Source organism: Streptomyces sp. NBC_01210, from assembly GCF_036010325.1.
Taxonomy (GTDB): domain Bacteria; phylum Actinomycetota; class Actinomycetes; order Streptomycetales; family Streptomycetaceae; genus Streptomyces.
Genome location: NZ_CP108549.1, coordinates 1,049,364 through 1,073,803 on the forward strand (window position 1 = coordinate 1,049,364; position 24,440 = coordinate 1,073,803).

Consider the following 24,440-nt stretch of genomic DNA (forward strand, 5'->3'; position numbering starts at 1 on the left):
AGGCGGTCCGCCGGTCCTCAGGGGTGCTGACGTGGGGTTTCAGGTCAGCACCGAACCAGCACGGGAATCAGCACGGGTCCACCAAACCGTGGCGAATCACAAACCTCCGATAGGCCCCTTCCTCACTCCAATTCGCCCCCTGACCCAGCCCCCCATGCTCCCGTCATGGTGGTCGCGCGCACACTGACCCTCCGAACTGTGGTGTCCCACCACATGTGCCCCTGACCTGCGTCTTCCTACGGTGTGGCGACACGGAAACGTCCCCGCCAACTGTCCGGAAGTGGTGTCCATGGCCGCCCCCGCAACCGCTCCACCAGCTCCCAGTTCACTCAAGCGCATCGTCGCCGCGAGCCTCATCGGCACCACCATCGAGTGGTACGACTTCTTCCTCTACGGATCGGCCGCCGCGCTGGTCTTCAACAAGCTGTTCTTTCCTGGCTCCGACCCGCTCGTCGGAACCCTGCTGTCGTTCCTGACGTACGCCGTCGGGTTCGCCGCCCGCCCGCTCGGTGCGCTCGTCTTCGGGCACTACGGCGACCGGCTCGGCCGCAAGAAGCTGCTGGTGCTGAGTCTGCTGCTGATGGGCGGGGCGACCTTCGCCATCGGGCTGCTGCCGACACACGCAACCGTCGGTACCGCCGCGCCCGTACTGCTCACGGTGCTGCGGCTGGTGCAGGGATTCGCACTCGGTGGTGAGTGGGGTGGAGCCGTGCTGCTGGTGTCGGAGCACGGTGACGCCAAGCGACGCGGGTTCTGGGCCTCGTGGCCGCAGACGGGCGCGCCTGCCGGGCAGTTGCTCGCCACTGGGGTGCTCTCCGCGCTCACCGCACTGCTGTCGGACGCCGCGTTCACCTCGTGGGGCTGGCGCATACCGTTCCTGCTCTCCGGTGTTCTGGTGGTCGTCGGTTTGTGGATTCGTCTCTCTGTCGATGAATCACCGGTCTTCAAGGCGGCGTTGGCGCAGGCCGAGGAGCGCAAGGCGGCAGCGGGCCAGGTCGAGAAGATGCCGCTCGTCTCTGTGCTGCGGCATCACTGGCGCGATGTGCTGGTGGCCATGGGGGCGCGGATGGCGGAGAACATCAGTTACTACGTGATCACCGCGTTCATCCTGGTGTACGCGACGACCGCTGTGGAGCTGAGCAAGCAGACCGCACTCAATGCCGTACTCATCGCCTCTGCCGTGCACTTCGTGGTGATCCCGGTGTGGGGCGCTCTGTCGGACCGCATCGGGCGCAGGCCGGTGTATCTCATCGGCGCGATCGGGGTCGGTGCCTGGATGTTCCCCTTCTTCGCGCTCATCGACCGGGGCAGCTTCGGCAGTCTGCTGCTCGCCGTCACGGTGGGACTCGTCCTGCACGGGGCGATGTACGCGCCGCAGGCGGCGTTCTTCGCCGAGATGTTCGCGACGCGGATGCGCTACTCGGGGGCCTCCATCGGTGCGCAGTTCTCCTCCGTCGCGGCCGGTGCGCCCGCGCCGTTGATCGCGACCGCGCTGCTCGCCGACTACGACTCGTCGACGCCCATTGCCTTGTACGTCATCGCCGCGGCACTGCTCACCGTGGTGGCCATCGGCTGCGCGCGGGAGACCCGGCACCGCGATCTGGCCGCTGTCGAGGACGAGCCGGTGGAGAGCGCCCCGGCGACCCGGCCGGCGGATGCGCAGACTGCCTGACGGGCGAAGGATGCACGCATCGAACACACCGCGCGGGCCCCGAGGAGGGGTCCGCGCCGTGGCGCGTTCAGTGGGCGACGGCCGCGGACATCGCATGCAGGCGCAGCGCGAGCTGGATCTCCAGCGACCTGGCCGGAGACTGCCAGTCGGGGCCGAGCAGCCGGCCTATGCGTTCCAGTCGCTGAGCGACGGTGTTCACATGAACATGCAGATCGTCCTTGGTACGGGCCGGGCTCATACCGCTCGCGAAGTACGCGTCGAGCGTACGAACCAGGTCGGTGCCACGCCGCCGGTCGTAGTCGACGACCTCGCCCATCGTGCGCCGTACGAAACCGTCGATGTCGCCGGGGTCGGCCAGCAGCAGGCCGAGGAATCCCAGGTCCTGCGCGGCCGCACCCTGGCCTGAGCGGCCGAGCAGCCGCAGGGCGTCCAGGCAGCGCCGCGCCTGTGCGTACGCCCCGGCTATCGGGCTCGGATCACCGGCGGGCGCCAGAACGGGCGCGGACGCGCCGACGGTGACCGACTCCCGTACCGTTCCGCTCAGTTGTCTGGAGGTCTGGCGGGCGAGATCGGCCGCGCTGTCGTCGGGGCCGAGCGGAAGCAGCAGTACGGTGCCGCCGTCACGGGCTGCGGCCAGGCCCGAGCGGGTCGCGGCCAGGTGAGAGGCGGCGGACCACAGTCGCTGCCGGTCCGCGGTCCGGCGGTCTGCGGTCTCCCGGTCGGAGGTGCCCGAGGTGCCCGAGGTGCCCGCGTCGGGTCCGTCGATCCGGGCGGCCAGCACCACATGCGGTGCGTCGAGGTCGGCCCGCAGCCGCGCCGCCCTTTCCCGCAGCAGTCGGGGGTCCCGGTCCGGTGCGTCGAGGAGATCGTCGAGCAGTTCGCCCCGTACTCGCTGTTCGGCGTCGTGGGCGGAACGCCGTGCGAGCAGCAGCAGAGAGGTGACCATGGCCGCACGCTCCATGGTGCGCTGGTCGACTGGGTCGAGCTCGGGATGGTTGCGGAGCACCAGGGCACCCAGCAGCTCGCCGCCCGCCGACACCGCGGCCACCCAGTCCTGCCCGTGCCGCACGGCCCGGCCGTCGGTGCCGGTGGCTTCGAGGTCGGTGTCCGTGAACTCAACCGTTCCGTCCAGGACTTCGGAGAGCGCGGCGGCCACATCATGGACACCTCCGCCTCGCAGCACCACCTCGGTCAGCCGGTCGTGGACCTCCGAGGCACGCTCGATGACGCCGCTGTGGTCGCGGATGATCTCGTTGGCCCGCTCCAGCTCGGCGAGCGCCGAGCGGGTCTCCGCCAGCAGGTTCGCGGTGTCGATGGCGACGGCGGCATGAGCGGCGAAGGAGCCGAGCAGCGCGACCTGTTCCCGTTCGAAGACCCTGGCGCGGCGGTCGGCGGCGAAGAGCACGCCTATGACCTGGCTGCCGAGCATCAGCGGCACTCCAAGGATGGCGACCAGGCCCTCGTCGCTCACGGCCGTGTCGATCGTCCTTGTGTGCTCGAACCGCGCGTCGTCGAAATAGCTGTCGGTGACATACGGACGGGCTGTCTGGGCGACGAGACCGCCGAGCCCCTCCCCCATGCCCAGCCGCAGCTGCTGGAAGCGCGCCGACACCGACCCCTCGGTGACCCGCATATAGGTGTCCCCCGCTGCCGGGTCGTTGAGGCTCAGATAGGCGACTTCCGTGCCCAGCAGCGAGCGGGCACGCTGCACGATTGCTCTCAGCACGGCGTCGAGATCACGCAGACCTGCCAGGTCGTGCGCGGTCTCGAAGAGCGCGGAGAGCTCGGCCTCGCGGCGGCGCCGCCCCTCCAGCTCGGCACGCACCCGCAGCGCGAGCTGTTTGGCGTGCTCGAGGGAGGCGAGCGCCTCGGCCCCGGCGCCGCTCGCACGGGCGAGCAGCGCCGGCCGGTCGTACGCCTCCGCGTCGGCACCGCGTGCGAGGAGCTCCAGGTAGGAGGCTTGATCGTGGGACATGAACACAGGATTCCTGCCGTACGGGCGTTCGCACCAGCCCTGTGGACAACGAAGCCGTTGTGGACAAGCGGAGGACCCCAGGGCGTGTTGCCCTAGTGGGCGGTCCAGCCGCCGTCGAGGGTGAGCGAAGTGCCGGTGATGAAGGATGCCTGCGGCGTGCACAGATACAGCACCGCTTCGGCGACCTCCTCCGGCTCGATCAGCCTCTTGATCGCGGAGTCCTTGAGCAGTACATCGGTGAGGACCCGGTCCTCGGCCACCGAGTGGGCCGCCGCCTGGTCCGCTATCTGCTTCTCGACCAGTGGCGTACGCACATAGCCGGGATTGACGCAGACGGAGGTCACCCCGTGCGGAGCGCCCTCGAGGGCCGCGGTCTTCGAGAGCCCCTCGAGACCGTGTTTGGCGGCCACATACGCGGACTTGAAGGCAGAGGCGCGCAGCCCATGCACGGACGAGATATTGACGATACGGCCCCAGCCCTGCGCGTACATATGTGGCAACGCGCCCCGTATCAGCCGGAAGGGCGCTTCCAGCATCACCGTGAGCACGGTGTGGAAGACGTCCGGCGGGAATTCCTCGATGGGCCGGACCAATTGCAGCCCGGCGTTGTTGACGAGGATGTCCGCCCCGGCGGCCGCCGCCTCCGCCGCGTCGAGATCGGTGAGGTCCAGCAGCTCCGGTTCGACGACGCCGGCCAGCCCCGGCGAGTGTGCGGCGAGTGCGTCGAGACCCTCGGCGTCGCGGTCGACGGCCCTGACCTTCGCGCCGGCGGCCGCGAGCCGCAGCGCACACGCACGGCCGAGGCCGCCCGCCGCGCCGGTGACGAGCGCGGTTCGGCCGCCGAGGTCGAGGGTGACGGGACGAGCGTCGGGGTGAGGTGCGGGACCTGGTGTGGTGGGCGCGGTCATGCTTCGCACCCTAGGCAGTGATCATCCCCCGACCGATGTGGTCAGCGCCCACACTTCACTGCTCGATGGTGGTTTGGAACCATGCAGGTCCCTCGGTGAGCGCCTGCTTGATCCGGAAGAGCGAGAACTCTTTGAGCTCCGGCAGCGCGTCCACGGAGAACCACCCCACCTCGAGCGACTCATCGTCATTGACGCGTGCCCGGCCGCCCACCGCGCGACAGCGGAAACTGATGTCCATGAACTGGCACTGGTCGCCGTTGGGGTAGGTGACCGGCTTCCGCAGGGCCTGGACCAACACGACTCGCTCCGCGACACAGCGCACCGCGGTCTCCTCGTACACCTCGCGCACGGCCGTCACCGCAGGCTGCTCCCCCGGCTCCGGAATCCCGCCGATGAGCGACCATTTGCCGGTGTCGGCACGCCTCCCCAGCAGCACCCGCCCCTGGTCGTCGAAGACGACCGCGCTGACGCCCGGCAGGAGGAGGAGCTGGTGGCCTGCGGTGGCCCGGAGCTCACGGATGAAGTCGGGGGTTGCCATGGCCTCGACCCTAACCGGCGTCGACCGTGCCCCGCTCGACGGTGCCCAGCACGGCCGTGTCCTGTACGGCCTTCCGCCGCCGCCCGGCCTGCACCGCCCGTGCCACGACCCAGCCCACACCGCCCGCCGCGACCAGCACCAGGATGCCTTCCGGCCAGGTCCCGAGCCGAGTCGCCGGCGTGAGCGAGGAGCGCAGCGGCACCTCGGCGACCAGCGCACCCGCCGTGAACATCTTCGTCTTCTGGACGATCTTCCCGTCCGGCATGATCACGGCGCTGACACCGCTGGTCACGGGGACGACGACGGAGCGCCCGTGCTCGACGGCCCGCACCCGCGACATCGCCAGTTGCTGATACGTCATCTCGCTGCGGCCGAAGGTGGCGTTGTTGCTCGGCACGGAGATGAGCTGGGCCCCGCTGGTGACGGTGTCACGCACCGCGTCGTCGAACGCCGCCTCGAAGCAGGTGACCATGCCGACCTTGGTGCCCGCCAGGTCGAAGACACCCACCTTGTGCCCGGGTCCGAAGTCGCGCCGCACCCGGTCGACGTCGGAGCTGAAGAGGCGTACGAAGGACCGCATCGGGATGTACTCACCGAACGGCTGGACATGCCGCTTGTCGTATGTGTCGACAGGGCCGCGCGTGGGGTCCCATTCGATCAGGGTGTTGCGCAGATTGCCCGTGTCGGGTGTGACGACCGCGCCGACGACGGTCGGCACGCCGATCGCCTTCACCGCTTCGTCGATGACCAGCTTGGCGTCGGCGTTGCGGTACGGGTCGAGGTCCGAGGAGTTCTCCGGCCACAGGACGAAGTCCGGCTTGGCCACCTTGCCCGCCTTCACATCGGCGGCGAGTTCCTCGGTGCGGCGGGCGTGGTTGTCGAGGACCGCGCGGCGCTGGGAGTTGAAGTCGAGCCCCAGCCGCGGCACATTGCCCTGGACCGCGGCAACGTTCGCGGTGCCGTCCTCGGCGGAGTCGTCGACGAGCGGCAGGGCGGCGAGGGCCGCCGTGACCGGGACGAGCACGGTGAGCAGCGCTGCGGCCGCGGCGCCGCGCGGCAGCTCGCCGGTACGCCGGTGGGCACGGACCCGGCGGACGGTCTCGTACAGCCCGAAGCCGCACAGTACGACGGCGAAACTCAGCACTGGTGTCCCGCCCAGCGCCGCGAGCGGCAGGAAGACGCCGTCCGCCTGTCCGAAGGCGATCTTGCCCCAGGGGAAGCCGCCGAACGGCACACGCGCGCGTGCGGCCTCGCTCACGATCCACACGGCCGCACCCCACACCGGCCACACCGGGAGCCGGGAGACCGCGGCGATCCCCATGCAGGCGAGGGCGACGAACACTGCCTCCACCGCTGCCAGCGCCACCCACGGCACGGGGCCGACCTCCTCGCCCGTCCAGATGAGCAGCGGCAGCAGAAAGCCGAGGCCGGTGAGGTAGCCCAGGCCGAACGCGGGCCGCAGCCGGCGTCCGTACAGCGTCCAGCCGAGCAGCGCGAGGCCGGGCAGCGCCAGCCACCACAGGGGACGTGGCGGGAAGCTCGCGAAGAGCAGCACTCCTGACAGCGCGGCGGCACCCGGCCGCAGAAGGCGCCGCAGTAGCGGTCGGCCGGCGGCGGGGGCGGGCTGTCGGGTGTCGACGGTGGTGATGGTGGCGCTCACCCGGCGGAGTCTACGGCGCTGGGCTGTGCCCCGGCAGTCCGGTCCTCGTCGGCCGACGCACCGACACCGGTGTGCCGGCTCTCGCACCGACCGGCGGACCGACTGCCGCAGCGGCTCGCCACGGGCACCCGCCACCGACTGCCGCACGGGCTCCCCCACGGGCCCCGCCACCGACTGCCGAACGTTCCTGCGCAACCCATCCACAAACCCCTGCCTCTGCCGTTACCGTGTGCGCCAGCCCTGCCACCCGACTCGATTCGGCTGCTGCGGCAGGGCCCGTCACAGGTCGGGGGGTCGACGGGATGGCTGCACCGGACGGCCGGTCCGCCACGCGGGAGCGCGGCAGCGCGACCGATATCGCCGGCGTTGTCGTCCTCAGCGGCTGCGCCGTGTGGTCGCTGATCAGCGCGGCCGGACGCGAGGCACGGCCCGAGGGCGTGCTGCTCGCCGTGTTCGCCGTCGCCGCCGGATATGCCTGCGGCCGTATCTGCGGCACGCTCCTGCCGGTCGCGGCCGCCTCGGCCGCCGCACTCGCCGCACTCGGCCTGGCGATCGCCTCACGCCAGGGTGTGCCCGGTGCGATCGCCGGGACTCCCATCCAGCCGGGGCACACGGGTGCGGCTGCGGCGCTGCTGGTCCTCGGTGCGGGTGCAGCCTGCTGCGCCGCCTCTGCGGCCCGTCCGGCCGCGTTGCGCCTCGCGCTGCGGATGCTCGCTCTCGCCGTCGCCTGCACCGCACTGGCGCTCGGTTCCGTCGCCGGGTGCGCGGCGGCCCTCGGCATACTGCTCTGCTCGCTGGCGGCGGTCCGGATGCGCCATCGGACGGTGGCGCTCGTCGGCCTCGCCGTCGCCACCGGTCTGGTGGTGGCCGCCTCGTGGGGCGTGGCCGAGGACACCCTGCCGGACGGGCTGACGGTCTCGCTGCAGGGCCAGCTCACCCAGAACCGGGTGGCTCTGTGGCGGGATGCGATCACTCTCGCCAAGGACGATCCGGTACGGGGGGTGGGTCCCGACCGCTTCGGCAAGCTCAGCACCACCGCACAGCAGTCGCTGGGCTCCGACGGCAAGCCGCACTCGGCCTCGCTGCAACAGGCGGCCGAGCAGGGTGTGGTGGGCGTGGCGCTGCTGGGTGCGGCGTTCGGCTGGATGCTGTACGGCTTGTGGCGCTCGCCGCGCTCCACCCCGGTCGTGCTGAGCGCGGGAGCCGCGCTCACGGCGCTGGCGGTCCTGGCGAGCGTCGGCAACGCGCTGAGCTTCACGCCGGTGACGGCGGGCGCCGGGCTGCTCGCGGGGCTGGCGACGGCACACACGGCGGGCGAGGGCTCGGCGGAGCGCGGTACGCACACCGCCCGGTGGGCGGACGCGGCGGCGGACAGCCGGACGCTCTAGCCGTCCCGCGGAGGGAGCACGGAGGGAACGCGGAGGGAACGGTGGCTCAGACCTCGACGGTCTTGTTGGCCCCCGCGAGCAGGAGCCGGTCGCGGATGGCTCGTACGGCGGCCTCCGCGTCGTCCACGGTCACCGTGAAGGTCCTGCCGTCGCCCAGCGTGACGACGACGCCCTCGCCGCGGCGTACGACAACGGCAGTGCCCTGCTCCGGACGCCAGCGGTAGCCCCAGCCGCCCCACTGCCTCGGGGTCACCTTCGGAGCGAACTCCGCGCCCACCACATGGTCGAGCGGGATGCGCCGACGCGGCAGACCGATATGACCGCAGCGCACCTCGACCGCGTCGCTGTCGACCTTGACCGCCACATGGACAAAGGCGAGGGTCCCGAAGAGGATCAGCAGACCCACTGCCACACAGCCGATCACGGACATCAGCAGTGGGGCGATGCCCGAGGTCCAGGCGGAGTCGACGGCGAGTTCGATGCCGAGCGCGATGCAGGCGGCGCCTGCCGCGGCGAGCAGCCACTGGGCACGGTTGGTCGCACGGCCGGTCCAGACGGTGGGAAGGGGCTCTGCGGCGTGCCCCTCGTCGCGGAAGTGGTCCCTCATGGCTAGCAGCGTACTCAGGTTCCGTCTGCCGGGCATGGTCTCGGCCACAAGGATCAACCGCACGGATCGGGCCTGCGGCCGGGCCTCAGCACCCGGCGTGCGCAGGGCCCGGGTTCGTCGGAACGGCCGGGCCCGGGGATCGTCAGAGGACCACCCCGAAAGCGTCAGAGCGCCGGGCTGACGGCCTGGAGCAGGCGGCCCTCGGCATAGCTGAGGGCTTGGTCGGGCAGGGCGGAATCACGGCCGCTGAGCAGCACCGTGAGCCGGGAGCTCGGCTCGGCGTCGGGGGCGGGGAGCTCGCCGATACGGCGCAACGCCTGGGCGGCGACCGCCCCGGCCGAGCCGTGCAGCACCACCGGTGGCAGACCGGGCGGCTGCACTGCGGCGCGGATACGTTCGGCGACCAGCTCGTAATGGGTGCAGCCGAGGACGACGGCCCTTACATCGCGCGGTGTGAGGGCGGCCGCGGCGGCCACGGCATGATCGATGGCAGCCTCGTCAGCCTGCTGAACGGCGTCCGCGAGACCGGGGCAGGGCACCTCGGTGACGGCGACCGAGTCGGCGAAGTCCCGGATGAGGCCGCGCTGGTAGGGGCTGCCGGTGGTGGCAGGGGTGGCCCAGATAGCGACGGGGCCGCCGCCGGCCGAGGCCGGTTTGATCGCGGGGACCGTGCCGATGACGGGTATACCGGGCTCCAGCTCCGCGCGCAGCGTGGGCAGGGCATGCACCGATGCGGTGTTGCAGGCGACGATCAGCGCCTCGGGGCGGTGTGCGGCAGCCGCGCGGGCGGCGGCGAGCGCGCGGGCGGCGACATCCTCCGGCGTACGCGGGCCCCACGGCATGCCGTCGGGGTCGGAGGAGAGAACGAGATCCGCGTCCGGCCGCAGCCGACGTACCGCGGCGGCGGCCGCCAGCAGGCCGATTCCGGAGTCCATGAGCGCGATCTTCACCCGGTCACCATAGTCGACTGCCCTTGCGGTACTGGCATGGTGGGGCAGACTGCGGCCAATGAGCGCCCTTTCCTGGATCGCCTTCGGATCGCTGGCCGCATGGGGATGGCTGCTGCTGGGCCAGGGCTTCTTCTGGCGTACGGACCAGCGGCTGCCCCGGCGCGCGGCCCCGTCGCTCTGGCCGGATGTGGCCATTGTCGTGCCCGCCAGGGACGAGGCCGAGGTGCTGCCGGTCAGCCTGCCCTCGCTGCTTGCGCAGGACTATCCCGGCCGGGCGGAGATCCTGCTCGTCGATGACGGCAGTACGGACGGCACGCCGGAACTGGCGCGTGCACTGGCCGAACGGCACGGCGGGCTGCCGGTGCGGGTCGTCTCCCCCGGCGAGCCGGAGCCCGGCTGGACCGGGAAGCTGTGGGCTCTGCGGCACGGCATCGCGGTCGCCCGGGCGCGCGAGCCCGAATATCTGCTGCTGACCGACGCCGACATCGCACACGAGCCGGACAGCCTGCGTGAGTTGGTGGCCGCAGCCCGTACCAACGAGCTGGACCTTGTCTCGCAGATGGCCCGGCTGCGGGTAGTCGGCGGCTGGGAGCGGCTGGTCGTGCCGGCGTTCGTCTACTTCTTCGCGCAGCTCTATCCCTTCCGGTGGGTCAACCGGCAGGCGGCACGCACGGCGGCCGCGGCGGGCGGCTGTGCGCTGCTGCGCATGGAGGCCGCCGAGCGGGCGGGCGTACCGGAGTCGATCCGGCAGGCGGTGATCGACGATGTGTCGCTGGCGCGGGCGGTGCAGCGGACCGGCGGCAGGATCTGGCTGGGGCTGGCGGAGCGGGTGGACAGTGTGCGTCCGTATCCGCGGCTGGCGGACCTGTGGCGGATGGTGTCGCGCAGCGCGTACGCACAGCTGCTGCACAGTCCGCTGCTGCTTGCCGGAACGGTGGTGGGGCTCGCGCTGGTGTATCTCGCGCCGCCCGCCGCGCTGTGCGCCGGCGTGTTGACCCATGACCCGGCCGCCGGCTGGGCCGGAGGTCTGGCATGGGCGGTGATGACCGGGACGTATCTGCCGATGCTGCGCTACTACCGGCAGCCGCTGCTCCTCGCTCCCCTGTTGCCGTTCACCGCACTGCTCTATCTGCTGATGACGGTTGATTCGGCGGTGCAGCACTACCGCGGTCGCGGCGCGGCCTGGAAGGGGCGTACGTACGCCCGTCCGGAGGCCGCGCCGGACCGCTGACATCATCACCGGGGACCTCCACCGGGGACGTCCACCGGGGGGGCCGGCCAGGGATGTCGCCCGGAGACGTCACTTCCTGCCGGGTGTCCAGTTCATGCCCCAGCCGTAGGCGTAGTCGATGGTGCGCTGCGGGCTCACGCCACGCTCGGGCACGAGGAAACGGGCCTCGCGCTGGACGACGAGATCGGAGCCGGTATTGGTGATCAGCGCCAGCGCGCAGACGGTCGACGGCACAGTGCACTCACCGAGCGAGAAGTCGATGGCGGCGCCGTTCTGCGGCTGGAGAGTGACGGTCGCATCCAGGTCGGCGAAACTGCGCGCACCTTCGTAGATGGTGACAAAGATGACGACCCGGCGAAGCCGGTCCTTGTGGTCCAGGTTGATGGTGAGGTTCTCGCCGGACGTGCCACCGGTGCGGTCGTCGCCGTCGAGGTGGATGTACGGGGGCTGCTGGAGCGCGCCGAAGGCGTTGCCGAGCGCCTGGACGACCCCCTTACGGCCGTCGGTGAGTTCGTAGAGCGCGCACAGGTCCAGGTCGAGGTCCCCGTGCATGGCGACGGCGCGACCCAGTTTGGCGCCCCAGCCCTGGAATTGTTTGCGCACCTGCCAGCTGAGGTTGACCCGCATGGCACCGGAGGTGCCGCCCTGCTTGCTGAGGGAGACGGACGGGGTGTCCTTCGTCAGCGTCACCTTGGTGAGACGTACGGGAGCGGACGGCGCGGCAGCGGGACGAGGCGGCAGCGAGGGCGCAGCGGGCGTCACGGGCGCGGCGGGTGCCGGAGCGGCTACGGGGGCCTGTGGGGCGGCCGGTACCGGGACCGGCTGCTGCGGTTCGTCGACCGTGATGCCGAAGTCCGTCGCGAGGCCCCCGAGTCCGGTGCTGTAGCCCTGCCCCACTGCCCGGAACTTCCAGGCGCCCTGTCGCCGGTAGAGCTCGCCGAGGACGAAGGCCGTCTCGACCGTCGCGTCCTGGCTCTCGTACCGGGTGATCTCCGCCCCGGACGCCGCGTCGAGCACCCTGATGTACAGCCCCGGTACCTGCCCGAAGCTGCCTCCGTCCGCCGACGCGGCCAGCACGATCCGCTCGATCGCGGGCTCTACGCGCGCGAGGTCGACCGAAACCTCGTCCGTCACGCCGCCTGCCGCGGTCCGCTTCCCTTCGTGGCGTACCGCGCCCGAGGCGTGCGCCGGCTGGTTGTAGAAGACGAAGTCCGCGTCGGAGCGGACCTTTCCTGATGCCAGGAGGAGCGCCGAGGCGTCGACATCCGGCACCCCGGGGCCTGAACGCCATCCCAACTCGACGCGCACCTGCCGCGCCGGCACCGGAGTATTGGCTCCTTTAAGCATGGACATGCTCGCCCCCATCGCGAGTCGGGGTGCCCTAAAAGTTCACCGTGCGGCCAACCTAATCCTCCGGGAGCCTCCGGCGCCCCGGCCGACCCGTCGGTAACCCCTTCTCAGCTTGCCCTTTACCGGATCTGAACGCTTCGCGGCGACCGTTTTCCCCAGATTCGCTCACATTGGGGATCCGTGGTCACTCGCATCTCCCGAAACAACCCTCTTATCGGGCTCCCCAACCAGCACATCGTGGGCTTAACTTATGTGCCATGACCTCCCCCCGCGCCACCTACGGCGGCGGTTACTACTCCGCTCCGTCGTTCCCCGACACCCCCATCTACGACTCCCTGGTCGCGGAGCGGGGCACGCCTCAGATCGCCCCGATCCGAGTGCCTTCCGCGTATGACACCGGCAGCAGCTACACCGCCAACAGCTATCTGCCGGCGCTCCCCGCGGCGCTGCCCGCACTGCCGGCAGCTCCCTCGCAGTCCGGCCCTTCCTACGGCACTCCCTCCTACGGCTATCCGCAGCAGATGCAGCAGCCCGTACCGCTGCAGCACGCGCCCGCGCCGTACATCCCGCAGCAGACCGCCGTGCCGCGCGGCTACCCGGGCCCTCAGCCCCAGGCCCAGCCGCAGCAGCGTCCGGTGGCCACCGGCTACGAAGCGATGCGCCCCGCGGCTGCACGTCCCGCGCCGGCACCCGCTGCGTACGAGGACCCGTACAACCGCCCGTACCAGGGCCGGGGCTACTGACCGGCCGGAGGTCAGTGGTGGCTGGCACTATGGCTTTATGCCGAACCCAGTTCTCCGTTCCATCCATGTCCACCCGGTCAAATCGGTGGCGGGGTATGAACCCGGCGAGGCGGCTGTGGAGCCGTGGGGGCTTGCCGGGGACCGTCGGTGGACACTGATCGACTCCTCGGCCAAGGTGGTCACGCAACGCCAGCAGCCACGGCTGGCGTTGGCCCGCGCCGAGACACTGCCGGACGGCGGGATCCGGCTGTCCGCACCCGGGCGAAAGCCGCTGAGTGTCGCCGTCCCGGAGCCGGTGGGCACCACGACGGTGGAGATCTTCCAGGACAAGGTCGAGATGGTGCCCGTCGACGGGCAGGTGGACGCCTGGTTCAGCGACTACCTCGGCACCGAGGTGCGGCTTGCCCATCTCGACGACCCGGCTCGCCGGCGCCCCATCGACCCTGAGTACGCACGCCCCGGAGAGACGGTCAATCTCGGCGACGGCTATCCGTTGCTCGTCACCACCCTCGCCTCGCTCCACGCACTCAACTCCCTCATCGCACAGGGTGATCATGCCGACGAGGGCCCGCTGCCCATGAACCGGTTCCGGCCGAATGTCGTCGTGGACGGCGCGGCGCCCTGGGCCGAGGACGACTGGAAGCGGATCGCGATCGGCGAAGCCACCTTCCGGGTGGCCAGGCCCTGCGGCCGGTGTGTCATCACCACCACCGACCAGCACACCGCCGAGCGAGGCAAGGAGCCGCTGCGCACTCTCGCCCGCCACCGCCGCTTCGGCGACCGGCTGGTGTTCGGACAGTGCCTCGTGCCGGAGCGGACCGGCTTCATCCGGGTCGGCGACGCCGTGACCGTCGTCGAGTAGCCCGGACCGGACTGGATCCGCCGGTTCGGCCCTCCCCGCGGGAACCCGGCGTGCCCGCGGGCGCGTTGGACAGACGACGGGGGTGAAGGGCGAGGCGAGGGGCGGGAGCGATGGCCGGGGTGAGGTTCCTCTCTCTTTGTGCCAGCCGCGCTTATGCCGTGCCGTACAGGGCTATGACGGACGCGGAAGGGGGTGCGGGAAAGTGCGAGCAGCCAAAGGAGTCTGGCGCTGGCGGCACAATCCCCTGCGCCGTGCCACCGATCTCTTCGAGGCCTGGGTGGCGCTGATCGCCGCGCTCCTCCTCCTCACCGCCGCGCCGGCCGCGGGCTGGGCCACCGGCAGCCTGACCGACGAGTCGTTGCGGCAGGCGGTGCGCAACCAGCGCCAGCAGCGTCATCCGGTCACCGCGACGGTGCTGAAACCGGCTCCGGCGCCGAAGCCCGCCGCATACGATCCCGAGTCCTCGGCCGGCCATGAGAAACGGCGGCCGATCATCGCGAAATGGACGGCGGTGGACGGCAGTCGGCACACCGGCACGGTCTCCACCGTGCTGCGGACCGCGCGTGCCGGCGACACCTTCACCATCTGGACCGACCGTGCCGGCCGGGTCGTCAGCCGCCCCATGGACGCGGCGACCGCCCGGGTGCACGCCGTGCTCGCGGGCATCGGCGCCGCACTCACCGCGGCGGGCCTCATCGCGTGCGCCAGACGTCTGATCGTCCGGCGGCTCGTCCGACGCAGATACGCACGTCTGGACCAGGCCTGGGCCGCAGCCGGTCCCGACTGGGGACGTACGGGCGCGGGCAGCTGACCGTTCTCGTCCCGGCAACTCCCGAGCCTCGCGCGCGCTACGGTGGTGCGACCCCCTCGGGGGTCAGGGGGCGCCCCCTCAGAGGCGCGGCGGAGCAGGATCACGAGGTGGGGGCAGAGCAGCACGATGGCACAGGGCACGGTCCAGGTGACGCACACCGGCACATCGCGGTGGCGGCGCCGCACAGGCGAGTACCCCTCCCTCGCCGCAGCCCTGGAGGCCGCAGGCGACGGCGACATCCTCACGGTCGCCCCGGGGACGTACCGCGAGAACCTCATCGTCCAGCGGGCGGTCACCCTGCGCGGCACGGAGGGCGCGGTCGGCTCGGTGCGCATCGCGCCCGCCGACGGTGTGCCGCTCACCGTGCGCGCCTCCGCCACCGTCCAGGACCTCCATGTGGAGGGGCAGGACACGGCCGCCCCCGCTCTCCTGGTCGAGGACGGCACTCCCGAGCTGATCGATCTGCGGATCGTCACCCGCTCCGCGGCCGGTCTGGAGGTGCGCGGCGCGGCCCGTCCCACCGTCCGCCGCTGCACCGTCGACAATCCAGCGGGCGTCGGAATCGCCGTACTGGACGGCGCGGGCGGCGTGTTCGAGGAGTGTGAGGTGGTGGCGGCGGGCCAGTCGGGCGTCTCCGTGCGCGGCGGCGCCCATCCGCGGCTGGAGCGCTGCCGGGTGCACCACGCCTCGGGCGCGGGCCTGTCCGTCACCGGCGAGGGCAGTGGCCTCGAGGCTGTCGGCTGCGAGGTGTACGAGGTGAAGGGCACCGGCGTGCAGATCGCGTCGCGCGCCTCGGCGCATCTCACCGACTCCACCGTGCACCGCACCTCGGCCGACGGCATCACCCTCGACACCGACGCCGTGCTGACCCTTTCCGACTGCGACATCTACGAGATCCCCGAGAACGCGGTCGATCTGCGCTCGCGGTCCGTACTCACACTCACCCGGTCCACGGTGCGCCGATTCGGGCGCAATGGCCTGTCCGTCTGGGACCCGGGCACGCGCGTGGACGCCAACCAGTGCGAGATCCACGACAGTACGGGCGACTATCCGGCCGTATGGGTCAGTGACGGAGCGACCGCCGTCCTCGACTCGTGCCGCGTCCACGACGTCCCGGACGCGCTCTTCGTCCTCGACCGCGGCTCACGCGTCGATGTCGTCGACAGCGATCTCTCCCAGGTCCGCAACACCGCGGTGTCGGTGAGCGACGGCGCTACGGCGCAGCTCGACGACTGCCGGATCCGGGAAGCGTCCACCGGCGCCTGGTTCCGCGACCACGGCAGTGGCGGCACGTTGAGCGGCTGCACGATCGACACCGCGCAGACCGGCGTGATCGTCACCAAGGGCGCCGATCCGGTGATCGAGCGCTGCACGGTCACCTCGCCCGCCGAGGCCGGTTTCTATGTCTCGGCGGAGGGCCGGGGCACCTTCCGCGGCTGCCGGGTCACGGGCAGCGGAGGCTACGGCTTCCATGTGATGGACGGCTGCCGTACGACACTGAGCCGCTGCCGGACCGAGCGCTGTGCGCGCGGCGGTTACGAGCTGGGCGAGGACGACGGCCCGGTCGTCGAGGACTGCACCAGTGACGAGAGCGGCGTGCGGTCCAAGGACGAGCAGACCACGGCCGTGCTGACGGCGCCCCAGACCCCCGGGCTGCTCTCCGCGGTCCCCGGACAGCGCCCCGCCGAGGCCGAGCCGGTCTCGACCGCGGAGCCCGTACGCACCTCCGGCGCCGTCCTCGGTGAACTGGACGCGCTGGTCGGCCTGGACAGCGTCAAGCGCGAGGTCCGCACGCTCACCAACATGATCGAGGTCGGCAGGCGCCGCCAGGAAGCGGGCCTGAAGGCCGCCTCCGTCCGCCGCCATCTGGTCTTCACCGGCTCACCCGGCACCGGGAAGACGACCGTGGCCCGGCTGTACGGCGAGATCCTGGCCTCGCTCGGAGTGCTGGAGCGCGGCCATCTCGTCGAGGTCTCCCGGGTGGACCTGGTCGGCGAGCACATCGGCTCCACCGCGATCCGTACCCAGGAGGCATTCGACCGGGCGCGCGGCGGGGTGCTCTTCATCGACGAGGCCTACGCCCTGTCCCCCGAGGACTCCGGTCGGGACTTCGGCAAGGAGGCCATCGACACGCTGGTGAAACTGATGGAGGACCACCGGGAGGCGGTGGTGGTGATCGTCGCCGGTTACACCGCGGAGATGGAGCGGTTCCTCTCGGTCAACCCCGGTGTGGCGTCCCGCTTCTCACGGACCATCACCTTCAGCGACTATGTGCCCGAGGAGCTGCTGCGGATCGTGGAGCAGCAGGCCGACGACCACGAGTACCGGTTGGGCACGGGCACGGGAGAGGCGCTGCTGAAGTACTTCACCGCGCTGCCCAAGGGGCCCGCGTTCGGCAACGGCCGTACCGCGCGCCAGACCTTCGAGTCGATGGTCGAGCGGCATGCGGGCCGGGTCGCGGCGCTCGCCGAGGCGAACACCGACGACCTGACCCTGCTCTACCCGGAGGATCTGCCGGAACTGCCCTGAGCCGCACCGAACTTCTGGGTGCCATCCGAACAGCCCTGAGCCGCGCCGAACTGCTGGGTGATGCCCTGCGCTACCCCGAACCGCCCCGCGCCTGCCGGGGAACGCCCGGGCTGAGCCGGTCGAGGAGCTCCCCGCGTTCCGCGGCGAAGGCCGGGTCTGCCTGGTACTCGGAGTGCCCGAGGATCGGTTCCGGCAGCGGATGGCGCGCCGAACGTCCGTACACCACAGGGTCTTTGAGCGCATCCCGGTCCACCTCGGGATGGTCGCCCTCGGCAGGGATCATCACCGGCCCGCCGATCGGGTCGGTGCGCCGCCACAGATTGCGCCAGCAGTGCACCTCGCTGCGGAGCTCGCTGAGGGCGACAGGTCCGAAGTACGCGGGGAACCAGCGCCCGTACAGCCGCTCCAGCGGGGATCCGTACGTCAGCAGCGCCACGCGGCGGCGGGTGGCCGCCGGCAGCTGCCAGACGGCTGCCGCGGCCAGCACACTGCCTTGCGAGTGACCTGAGATGACGAGGCGCCGTCCGCCGGTCTCCGCGGTCCAGGTGCACATCCGCCAGGTCAGATCGGGGACGGCACGCTCCGCGTAGCAGGGGGGCGCGAAGGGGTGTGCGGCGCGCGGCCAGAAGGTGCCGACGTCCCAGAGGATGCCGATGGTGCGCCGGGCCGAGGCGTCGCGGTAGGCGCGGCGGCCCCAGGTGACGAAGAGTATGAAGCCGAAGCCGATCAGCCAGGAGCCGATCGCCTGCGCCGCCTCCGCCGCGGATTCGACGAAGTCGTGGCTGTCGCCGAACGCCTTGCCCGGCACCTCGCCACTCACCCATGCGCCGGCGACCGCGCCCGCGCCGAGAAGCAGGGTGGCGCCGGAGACGATGCCGACGATCCAGGGAGCGACGTCGGTGAGCGCGGCGCGGGCCCGAGTGCCCGCTATCCGCCGCGTACGGACGGCGTCCGGGCGCCCTTCCGCGTAGTCCGCCTCGACCGGCTCCGCGAGCCGGCGGGCGGCCAGCCAGGTCCGTACGGCGAGGATGACGGCCGGGACCAAGAGGGCGACCAGCAGCACCGGGATGACGGAGGCCTGCCAGCTGAGCAGTACCGGGGGCCCTGGGATGGAGCCTTCGCCGCCCATGCCCGGAGTGCCGGGCCCGTCCAGCCAGTCCGCGACGCGCTGGGCCACACCGCCGGTCATCACCCCGCCCAGGGCGCAGGCGAGCATCGCGACGGCGGGCCCGCCGAGGCCGGCCAGGGCCGCACGCACATGGCGCGCACGGCGGTGGAGTAAGCAGGCGGCAACGGCGAGTGCGATGACCAGGGCGCCCTGGGCGAGTGCGATGACGCGGAAGGTGACATCGCCGGGGAGGGCGGCGGTGGAGATCCAGCCGGGGCGGGACCAGGAGGCGTACAGCACCGAGAGGCCGAGCAGCGCGAGTGCGGCGCCGGGCAGATAGCGGACAGCCGCACGGTCGAGGCGGGCGTCGAGCCGCTTCTCGCTGCGGCCTCTGCGGAAGACCACCCACACCACAGCCAATCCGCCCACGAAGAGAGTTGCCTCGAGGAGCCGGCCGCAGATCTCCAGCAGGGTGCTGGTGGCGCCGCGGTCGTGGCGGGCGGCGGCCCCGGCGACCGCGGCGGCCACGGTCAGAAAACCGGCGGCGGTGTGCGCGGCGCGGAGCCGGGCGACGAGCCGGCGGCCGTACCAGAAGCCCGGCCTGCCGAGGGCGGGCCGCACGGTCTCCTTCTTCGGCCCCTCGGTCTGCTCCTTCGGCCCCTCGGTCTCCTCCTCGTCCTCCTCGGTGGCGTCGTCACCTTCCAGCGCGTCCTCGCCGGTCGGCGGCCGCTGGGACTCGTACGCGCTCCAGGTGCGGTTGGAGAGATACCAGAGCAGGCCGACGAGTGCGGCCGGCACCACCGCGGCGAGCGAGAGGCGTCGGCCGGGCTGCGACCACCAGCCGTGCTGAGCGCTCGACAGAAAGCCGAGCCAGGACCTGTCCCGGGTACATGCGGGCGAGCCCGCGCACTGCCATGCCACCAGGTCGAGTGCGACCTCGCAGGCGGCAGCCGTCAGGAGCACGGTGAGGCTGAGTGCGACGAACCGAACCAGCACTCCGTACAGCCGTGTGGTCCCTCGGCGGCCCTTGGCCCGGGGACGCATCCAGTGCGCGAGGTTGACGACCATGAAGGGGAGCAGCAACAGCCACAGGGCCCGTGCGCCGTTGCCCGAGGTGAGGTTGGACCAGCAGTACGCCTCCGGGATGGGCCGGTCCTGGTAGCGCTCGGGGTGGAGTTCCGCCTCCGCGTCTTCGGTGCGCCGGAACACCGCGGCCTTCTCGTCACCGGTGATCCGGACCGTTCTGGGGTCGCCGAGCATGTCCTGCGGGGTGGCTCCGCCGACGCCGTGGACGAGCAGCTCGAGCGCGGGTCCTCCGCTCTGCGGGACCGGTGTGCCAGGGGACACTTCTGTGACTCGCTCTCTCGATGGGAGGATCGGTCAGCGCGCGGTCGCGCGGCGGTTCGGTACCAGAGTCCCGGATCGTGGCTGCTCGCCGCACGGCTCTCACGGAATCTCCCCGAGCCCGTTCCGCCGAGCCCGTGCGAGGATGAGAAACCCTTGGCCACAGGCGGTGTACGACACGGTGGACGACGACATGGAAGGACCGGCCCCGGCAGTGAGCGACAACCAGAACCTGCTCGCGGAGCAGCGGCGTGCCCTGATCCTCGACGAGGTGCGCAGGCGCGGCGGAGTGCGGGTCAATGAGCTCACCCGCAAGCTCAATGTCTCCGATATGACGGTGCGCCGGGATCTGGACGCCCTGGCCCGGCAGGGGGTCATCGAGAAGGTCCACGGCGGCGCGGTGCCGGTGGTCGAGGCGAGCACGCACGAGCCGGGGTTCGAGGCCAAGTCGGCGCTGGAGCTGAGCGCCAAGGAGGACATCGCGCGGGCGGCGGCGAAGATGGCGGTGCCCGGCAGCGCGATCGCGCTCTCCGGCGGGACCACGACCTATGCCCTGGCGCACCATCTGCTGGAGGTGCCGGATCTGACGGTGGTCACCAACTCGGTGCGGGTCGCGGATGTGTTCCACGCGGCGCAGCGGGCGGGAGCGGCGGACAATCAGCGTCCCGGTGCGGCCACCGTGGTCCTCACCGGCGGGGTGCGTACGCCCTCCGACTCGCTGGTCGGGCCGGTGGCCGACCAGGCGATCCGCTCGCTCCACTTCGATGTGCTCTTCCTCGGCGTGCACGGTATCTCGGTGGAGGCCGGGCTCTCCACACCGAATCTGGCGGAGGCCGAGACGAACCGCCGGTTTGTGCAGGCCGCGCGCCGCGTGGTGGTGGTCGCGGACCACACCAAGTGGGGGACAGTGGGCCTCAGTTCCTTCGCGCGGCTGGCCGAGGTCGACTCTCTGGTGACGGACGCGGGGCTGTCGGCCGAGGCACGCGAGCAGATCGCGGAGCATCTGCCGGGGCTGGTCGTGGCGGGCGGTCCGGAGAGCGCCGACGGACAGGACGGCTGACGCCGGGTGGCCGTCTTCCGGATCGCGCGGGCGGTCCCGCGGCCCGCCGAGGAGGTCTGGGCGCGCGTCACCGACTGGCCCGCGCATACCGCTCAGGTGCCGCTGACGTCGATCACTGTGGTCTCGCCGTATCGCTCGGGCGTGGGGACGGTGTTCGTCGCGCGGACCGGGCTGGGCCGCGTCGGCTTCGACGATCCGATGGAGGTGGTCCGCTGGGAGCCGCCCGGGGAGCGCGGGACCGGACGCCTTCGACTGGAGAAGCGCGGCCGGGTGATCACCGGCTGGGCCGAGATCGAGGTGCGCCCGCAGGGTTCGGGCGCCGTGGTGGTCTGGGTGGAGGAGCTGCGGATCCGCCTGGTGCCGCGGCTGTTGGATCCGCTTGTCCGCCGGGTGGGCCGGCTGGTGTTCGGCCGTGCGCTGGACGGGCTGCTCGCGGGCCTCACGGGAAGCCGGTGGAACCGGCAGCGGCTACGGACAACTGCCGGCCCGACAGCTATGGTGTGCGGGCCCCGCTCCACCCCTCCCAGCTGGAGGTACGGTCCCATGGCACGCCGACTGAGCCCCGTGGAGCTCGACTTCGTCGAGTCCGCCCCGCTGCGTCTGGTCTTCTCGGCCGAGGTGAAGGCCTCGCCGGGAGCGGTGTACCGGGCGCTCGCCGAGGATGTGACGGGCTGGCCGTCCTGGTTCTCCGCCGTCACCTCGGCCGCGCCCACCGACGGGGGCGCGGGCCGCGAGATCAGGCTCAGGGGCGGCACCTTCTTCGCCGAGAAGATCATGGCGACCGAGCCGGACGAGCGCTTCGCGTACCGCGTCGACGAGACCAACGCCCCAGGTCTGCGAGCCCTGTTGGAGGAGTGGCGGCTGACGCCCAGCGCGACCGGCACCCGGGTGCAGTGGACCTTCGCGGCGGACGCCCCCGCACTCATGCGTATCGTGCTGCGGCTGGGCCGGGCGGGCCTGGGCGCCTCGTTCCGGGGCGCGGTGCGCCGACTGGACCGAAGGCTCGCCCGGTCCGCCGCGCAGTAGTCCGGGTGGTCAGCCGCGAAGTGGTCCCGGCGGTCAGCCGGGCCAGACGCCGGTGGCGAGGAACTCCTCGATCGTCGCGCTGTACGGGGCGATGTCGAGACCCTGTTCGTCCAGCCAGGCGTCGGAGTAGTACTTGTCGAGGTAGCGGTCGCCCGGGTCGCATATCAGGGTGACCACGCTGCCCTTCTGCCCGTTGGCCACCATCTCGGCGATGATCTTCAGCGCGCTCCACAGGCCGGTTCCGGTGGAGCCGCCCGCCTTGCGGCCGATGGCCATGTCCAGGGCGCGTACGGCGGCGATGCTCGCCGCGTCGGGCACCTTCATCATCCGGTCGATGGCTCCGGGCACAAAGCTCGGTTCCATACGCGGTCGGCCGATGCCCTCGATACGGGAGCCGCAGTCGCTGCTGGCGAGCGGGTCGCCCTGGGTCCAGCCGTCGAAGAAGCAGGAGTTCTCCGGGTCGGGGACACAGACGCGGGTGTCGTGCTGCATGTAGTGGACGTAGCGGGCGATGGTCGCCGAGGTGCCGCCGGTGCCGGCCGTCGCGACGATCCAGGCGGGCTCCGGGTAGCGCTCCAACTGCAGCTGCTGGTACATCGATTCGGCGATGTTGTTGTTGCCGCGCCAGTCGGTGGCCCGCTCCGCGTAGGTGAACTGGTCCATGTAGTGGCCGCCGGTCCGTTCCGCGAGTGCGGCCGACTCCTGGTACATCTTCCGCGAGTCGTCCACGAAGTGGCACTGCCCGCCGTGGAATTCGATCAGCCGGCACTTCTCGGCGCTCGTGGTGCGCGGCATCACGGCGATGAACGGGACGCCGATCAGCTTGGCGAAGTACGCCTCGGAGACTGCGGTCGAGCCGCTGGACGCCTCGATGACCGGTTTGCCCGGCCGGATCCAGCCATTGCACAGTCCGTAGAGGAACAGCGACCTGGCGAGCCGGTGCTTGAGGCTGCCTGTCGGATGGGTGGACTCGTCCTTGAGGTAGAGGTCGATGCCCCACTCCTCGGGCAGCGGAAATCGCAGCAGGTGGGTGTCGGCGGAGCGGTTGGCGTCGGCCTGGACCTTGCGCACTGCCTCCTTCAGCCATGCCCGGTAGTCCGGATCGCTTCGATCCACATCTATGGTGGCGATCGCCTCTCCCGCCACTGGCTTCTCACTCGTGCTCATGCGCGCCGTTCCTCGTCCTGTCGAAATGCGGCCCCCACTGGCAACAGTAAGCCCCCCACCTGCACAAACGTTCACTTTGGGGGTCCATAGGAGTCACTTGTGGGCCGGGACTTGTGCCGGTGCGACCGCACGTACTGGTGCATGCGCCCGTAGTTGTGCAGACTGCCAACAGGAAACGGTGCGAAGGGGGCAGAGGCACGATGGGGATGACAGAGACCGAATTCAGCGCCACAGGCGTACGGATCGAGCGCTGGCCGCGCTCGCTCACGAGGGCCGGACAAGTGCTGATCAAGGACGGCAGGCTGGCGCTCCTGACCAGCTACGGCCGGGTGATCGAGAGCGCTCCCGTCCGCGGGGTCAGGGCCGGTAAGCCCTGGTTCGCCGACGATGCGAGCACGGTGGCGACGCTCAATGGCAAGCGCTACCGGCTGACGATGGGGCAGCGCAGCCGCAGGCCGGAGGGCCGGGCACTGGCGGGGCGCTTCCTGGAAGCGGTGCGCGGGGCCGGCGGCCGTCGGAGCTGAGAGTACTCACCCGGGTGCTGCGAGTTGCGGAGCCGTGGTCAGTGGTTCACGCTTGTCTCACATCACTCAGGGTGCACCGGCGGTAACGCTGTGATCCAGCCCGCCGGACAAATCAGCAGCCAGCCAACTGCTGGATCCGATCCTCGTCTTCTTCCGGACCTCATTCGGGGAGTCGCAGCCGTGATCAGCGAGCCAAGCAGGCACTGCACGGTGGAGCTCCAGGCCCTGCCGTCGCGGATCGGTCAGGTCCGCAGAATTCTCTCGGCGCAATTGCGCTACTGGCATCTCGATCCCTTGATCGACCAGGCAGCGCTGGGCGTCACCGAGTTGCTGACCAATGTTCACCGGCACGCCGAGCCGGACAAGATGTGCACGGTGGAGATCGAGTTGCTGCTCGACCGGCTCACGGTCTCCGTCCATGACAACGATCCACGTCTTCCGACCGTAGGGGACACAGATCTCTTCGCCACTTCCGGGCGCGGGCTCGGGCTGATAGCGGCGGTGAGTGACAGCTGGGGCGTACGGCCCGAGGGCGAGACGGGCAAAATCGTCTGGTTCACGCTCTCCACACCTTCGCCCGCAGTGGCTCTGCCGCCGTATCCGGTGGTGTACGGGGCGACGGCCGACGAGCCCTTCCCGAGTACGGCGAGTTCGGCGGGTTCGCAGAACGGGACGCGTCAACGCGCTTCCGCCCGGTCGGCTGTTGCGCGCTGACCGGGGCGGGCGCTTCGGAATCGCTCCTCGGTGGCGATGGCGCGCAGTACGCCCAGTCGTGCGGGGCGGCGCGCGGGCCGCCGGGCAGCACACGGCCGGCGCGACCGCCAGGAGCTGCACCGCCGGTACGGCGAAGGCGGTGTCGCCCGCACCCTCGGACGCCTTGACGAGCACCCGGCCGAGCAGTCCGCCGAGCGCCAGGCCGCCTGACGTGACCTGGCGCGGCAGGGGATGGGCACAGCTTCGACGTGCGGGCGACAGGGGGCCACAGCC

The 24,440-nt window shown here is 71.2% G+C and carries 21 protein-coding genes and 1 pseudogene; 13 read left to right on the top strand and 9 right to left on the bottom strand.

What is annotated here, in order from left to right; genetic code table 11:
* Positions 1-289 precede the first annotated feature (289 nt).
* Positions 290-1,672, top strand: coding sequence for an MFS transporter (locus OG735_RS04560; protein ID WP_327321846.1), 1,383 nt, complete (start codon positions 290-292; stop codon positions 1,670-1,672).
* Between the two features lie 67 nt (positions 1,673-1,739).
* On the opposite strand, the gene OG735_RS04565 is transcribed toward OG735_RS04560, so the two are convergent.
* The 4 genes from OG735_RS04565 to lnt all read right to left on the bottom strand — a co-directional run bounded on the left by OG735_RS04565 (position 1,740) and on the right by lnt (position 6,753).
* A complete protein-coding gene (locus tag OG735_RS04565; RefSeq protein ID WP_327321847.1) occupies positions 1,740-3,647 on the bottom strand; it encodes a helix-turn-helix domain-containing protein in 1,908 nt (635 codons plus the stop codon).
* A gap of 92 nt (positions 3,648-3,739) precedes the next feature.
* The gene (locus OG735_RS04570) at positions 3,740-4,555 is read right to left on the bottom strand and encodes a 3-hydroxybutyrate dehydrogenase (RefSeq protein ID WP_327321848.1); all 816 of its coding nucleotides are present in this window, start codon (positions 4,553-4,555) and stop codon (positions 3,740-3,742) included.
* A gap of 55 nt (positions 4,556-4,610) precedes the next feature.
* A complete protein-coding gene (locus OG735_RS04575) occupies positions 4,611-5,093 on the bottom strand; it encodes an NUDIX hydrolase (RefSeq protein ID WP_327321849.1) in 483 nt (160 codons plus the stop codon).
* Positions 5,094-5,103: 10 nt separating this feature from the next.
* Entirely contained in the window at positions 5,104-6,753 is a 1,650-nt protein-coding gene (gene lnt, locus OG735_RS04580; RefSeq protein WP_327321850.1) for an apolipoprotein N-acyltransferase, read from the bottom strand.
* A 302-nt stretch (positions 6,754-7,055) separates the two neighbouring features.
* Between lnt and OG735_RS04585 the strand changes: the two genes are divergently transcribed.
* Positions 7,056-8,141: an O-antigen ligase family protein gene (locus OG735_RS04585; protein WP_327321851.1), complete on the top strand. Its 1,086-nt coding sequence runs from the start codon at positions 7,056-7,058 to the stop codon at positions 8,139-8,141.
* A 46-nt stretch (positions 8,142-8,187) separates the two neighbouring features.
* On the opposite strand, the gene OG735_RS04590 is transcribed toward OG735_RS04585, so the two are convergent.
* Together OG735_RS04590 and OG735_RS04595 are read right to left on the bottom strand one after the other, a co-directional pair.
* Positions 8,188-8,748 (bottom strand): hypothetical protein, encoded by a 561-nt coding sequence (locus OG735_RS04590; RefSeq protein WP_327321852.1) that lies wholly within the window; start codon positions 8,746-8,748, stop codon positions 8,188-8,190.
* A gap of 164 nt (positions 8,749-8,912) precedes the next feature.
* Positions 8,913-9,698: a glutamate racemase gene (locus OG735_RS04595; protein WP_327321854.1), complete on the bottom strand. Its 786-nt coding sequence runs from the start codon at positions 9,696-9,698 to the stop codon at positions 8,913-8,915.
* 58 nt (positions 9,699-9,756) lie between these two features.
* Between OG735_RS04595 and OG735_RS04600 the strand changes: the two genes are divergently transcribed.
* Positions 9,757-10,929: a glycosyltransferase gene (locus OG735_RS04600; RefSeq protein ID WP_327321855.1), complete on the top strand. Its 1,173-nt coding sequence runs from the start codon at positions 9,757-9,759 to the stop codon at positions 10,927-10,929.
* A gap of 69 nt (positions 10,930-10,998) precedes the next feature.
* On the opposite strand, the gene OG735_RS04605 is transcribed toward OG735_RS04600, so the two are convergent.
* The gene (locus OG735_RS04605; protein ID WP_327321856.1) at positions 10,999-12,294 is read right to left on the bottom strand and encodes a TerD family protein; all 1,296 of its coding nucleotides are present in this window, start codon (positions 12,292-12,294) and stop codon (positions 10,999-11,001) included.
* A gap of 242 nt (positions 12,295-12,536) precedes the next feature.
* Here OG735_RS04605 and OG735_RS04610 point away from each other — a divergent pair, with 242 nt between their 5' ends.
* From OG735_RS04610 to OG735_RS04625, 4 genes are all read left to right on the top strand, one after another.
* Positions 12,537-13,022: a DUF6643 family protein gene (locus OG735_RS04610; RefSeq protein ID WP_327321857.1), complete on the top strand. Its 486-nt coding sequence runs from the start codon at positions 12,537-12,539 to the stop codon at positions 13,020-13,022.
* 37 nt (positions 13,023-13,059) lie between these two features.
* Entirely contained in the window at positions 13,060-13,884 is an 825-nt protein-coding gene (locus OG735_RS04615) for an MOSC domain-containing protein (protein ID WP_327321858.1), read from the top strand.
* Between the two features lie 202 nt (positions 13,885-14,086).
* Positions 14,087-14,695: an Rv1733c family protein gene (locus OG735_RS04620; RefSeq protein ID WP_327321859.1), complete on the top strand. Its 609-nt coding sequence runs from the start codon at positions 14,087-14,089 to the stop codon at positions 14,693-14,695.
* Positions 14,696-14,821: 126 nt separating this feature from the next.
* Entirely contained in the window at positions 14,822-17,224 is a 2,403-nt protein-coding gene (locus tag OG735_RS04625; RefSeq protein ID WP_327321860.1) for a right-handed parallel beta-helix repeat-containing protein, read from the top strand.
* A 70-nt stretch (positions 17,225-17,294) separates the two neighbouring features.
* Here OG735_RS04625 and OG735_RS04630 read toward each other — a convergent pair whose 3' ends face one another.
* Entirely contained in the window at positions 17,295-19,679 is a 2,385-nt protein-coding gene (locus OG735_RS04630; protein WP_327321861.1) for a hypothetical protein, read from the bottom strand.
* Between the two features lie 211 nt (positions 19,680-19,890).
* Between OG735_RS04630 and OG735_RS04635 the strand changes: the two genes are divergently transcribed.
* From OG735_RS04635 to OG735_RS04645, 3 genes and pseudogenes are all read left to right on the top strand, one after another.
* A complete protein-coding gene (locus tag OG735_RS04635) occupies positions 19,891-20,736 on the top strand; it encodes a DeoR/GlpR family DNA-binding transcription regulator (protein WP_327328203.1) in 846 nt (281 codons plus the stop codon).
* A gap of 6 nt (positions 20,737-20,742) precedes the next feature.
* Positions 20,743-21,171 (top strand): annotated as a pseudogene (locus OG735_RS04640) (SRPBCC family protein); the annotation flags it as partial.
* 108 nt (positions 21,172-21,279) lie between these two features.
* Positions 21,280-21,762, top strand: a complete 483-nt coding sequence (locus OG735_RS04645; protein ID WP_327328204.1) for an SRPBCC family protein — start codon at positions 21,280-21,282, stop codon at positions 21,760-21,762.
* A 33-nt stretch (positions 21,763-21,795) separates the two neighbouring features.
* Here OG735_RS04645 and OG735_RS04650 read toward each other — a convergent pair whose 3' ends face one another.
* A complete protein-coding gene (locus OG735_RS04650) occupies positions 21,796-22,929 on the bottom strand; it encodes a PLP-dependent cysteine synthase family protein (RefSeq protein ID WP_327321862.1) in 1,134 nt (377 codons plus the stop codon).
* Between the two features lie 200 nt (positions 22,930-23,129).
* Here OG735_RS04650 and OG735_RS04655 point away from each other — a divergent pair, with 200 nt between their 5' ends.
* From OG735_RS04655 to OG735_RS04665, 3 genes are all read left to right on the top strand, one after another.
* On the top strand, positions 23,130-23,453 hold the full coding sequence (locus OG735_RS04655) for a hypothetical protein (protein ID WP_327321863.1): 324 nt from the start codon (positions 23,130-23,132) through the stop codon (positions 23,451-23,453).
* 180 nt (positions 23,454-23,633) lie between these two features.
* Entirely contained in the window at positions 23,634-24,167 is a 534-nt protein-coding gene (locus tag OG735_RS04660) for an ATP-binding protein (RefSeq protein ID WP_327321864.1), read from the top strand.
* Positions 24,168-24,203: 36 nt separating this feature from the next.
* Positions 24,204-24,377 (top strand): hypothetical protein, encoded by a 174-nt coding sequence (locus OG735_RS04665; protein WP_327321865.1) that lies wholly within the window; start codon positions 24,204-24,206, stop codon positions 24,375-24,377.
* Positions 24,378-24,440: the final 63 nt, after the last annotated feature.

Excerpts from the sequence above, each read along its gene's own strand:
- OG735_RS04585 (WP_327321851.1), top strand. The coding sequence starts at position 7,056 with ATGGCTGCACCGGACGGCCGGTCCGCCACGCGGGAGCGCGGCAGCGCG.
- OG735_RS04590 (WP_327321852.1), bottom strand. The coding sequence starts at position 8,748 with ATGAGGGACCACTTCCGCGACGAGGGGCACGCCGCAGAGCCCCTTCCC.
- OG735_RS04560 (WP_327321846.1), top strand. The coding sequence starts at position 290 with ATGGCCGCCCCCGCAACCGCTCCACCAGCTCCCAGTTCACTCAAGCGC.
- OG735_RS04570 (WP_327321848.1), bottom strand. The coding sequence starts at position 4,555 with ATGACCGCGCCCACCACACCAGGTCCCGCACCTCACCCCGACGCTCGT.
- OG735_RS04605 (WP_327321856.1), bottom strand. The coding sequence starts at position 12,294 with ATGGGGGCGAGCATGTCCATGCTTAAAGGAGCCAATACTCCGGTGCCG.
- OG735_RS04610 (WP_327321857.1), top strand. The coding sequence starts at position 12,537 with ATGACCTCCCCCCGCGCCACCTACGGCGGCGGTTACTACTCCGCTCCG.
- OG735_RS04565 (WP_327321847.1), bottom strand. The coding sequence starts at position 3,647 with ATGTCCCACGATCAAGCCTCCTACCTGGAGCTCCTCGCACGCGGTGCC.
- OG735_RS04645 (WP_327328204.1), top strand. The coding sequence starts at position 21,280 with ATGGCACGCCGACTGAGCCCCGTGGAGCTCGACTTCGTCGAGTCCGCC.
- OG735_RS04665 (WP_327321865.1), top strand. The coding sequence starts at position 24,204 with ATGGCGCGCAGTACGCCCAGTCGTGCGGGGCGGCGCGCGGGCCGCCGG.
- OG735_RS04575 (WP_327321849.1), bottom strand. The coding sequence starts at position 5,093 with ATGGCAACCCCCGACTTCATCCGTGAGCTCCGGGCCACCGCAGGCCAC.
- OG735_RS04600 (WP_327321855.1), top strand. The coding sequence starts at position 9,757 with ATGAGCGCCCTTTCCTGGATCGCCTTCGGATCGCTGGCCGCATGGGGA.
- OG735_RS04650 (WP_327321862.1), bottom strand. The coding sequence starts at position 22,929 with ATGAGCACGAGTGAGAAGCCAGTGGCGGGAGAGGCGATCGCCACCATA.
- OG735_RS04625 (WP_327321860.1), top strand. The coding sequence starts at position 14,822 with ATGGCACAGGGCACGGTCCAGGTGACGCACACCGGCACATCGCGGTGG.
- OG735_RS04615 (WP_327321858.1), top strand. The coding sequence starts at position 13,060 with ATGCCGAACCCAGTTCTCCGTTCCATCCATGTCCACCCGGTCAAATCG.
- OG735_RS04655 (WP_327321863.1), top strand. The coding sequence starts at position 23,130 with ATGGGGATGACAGAGACCGAATTCAGCGCCACAGGCGTACGGATCGAG.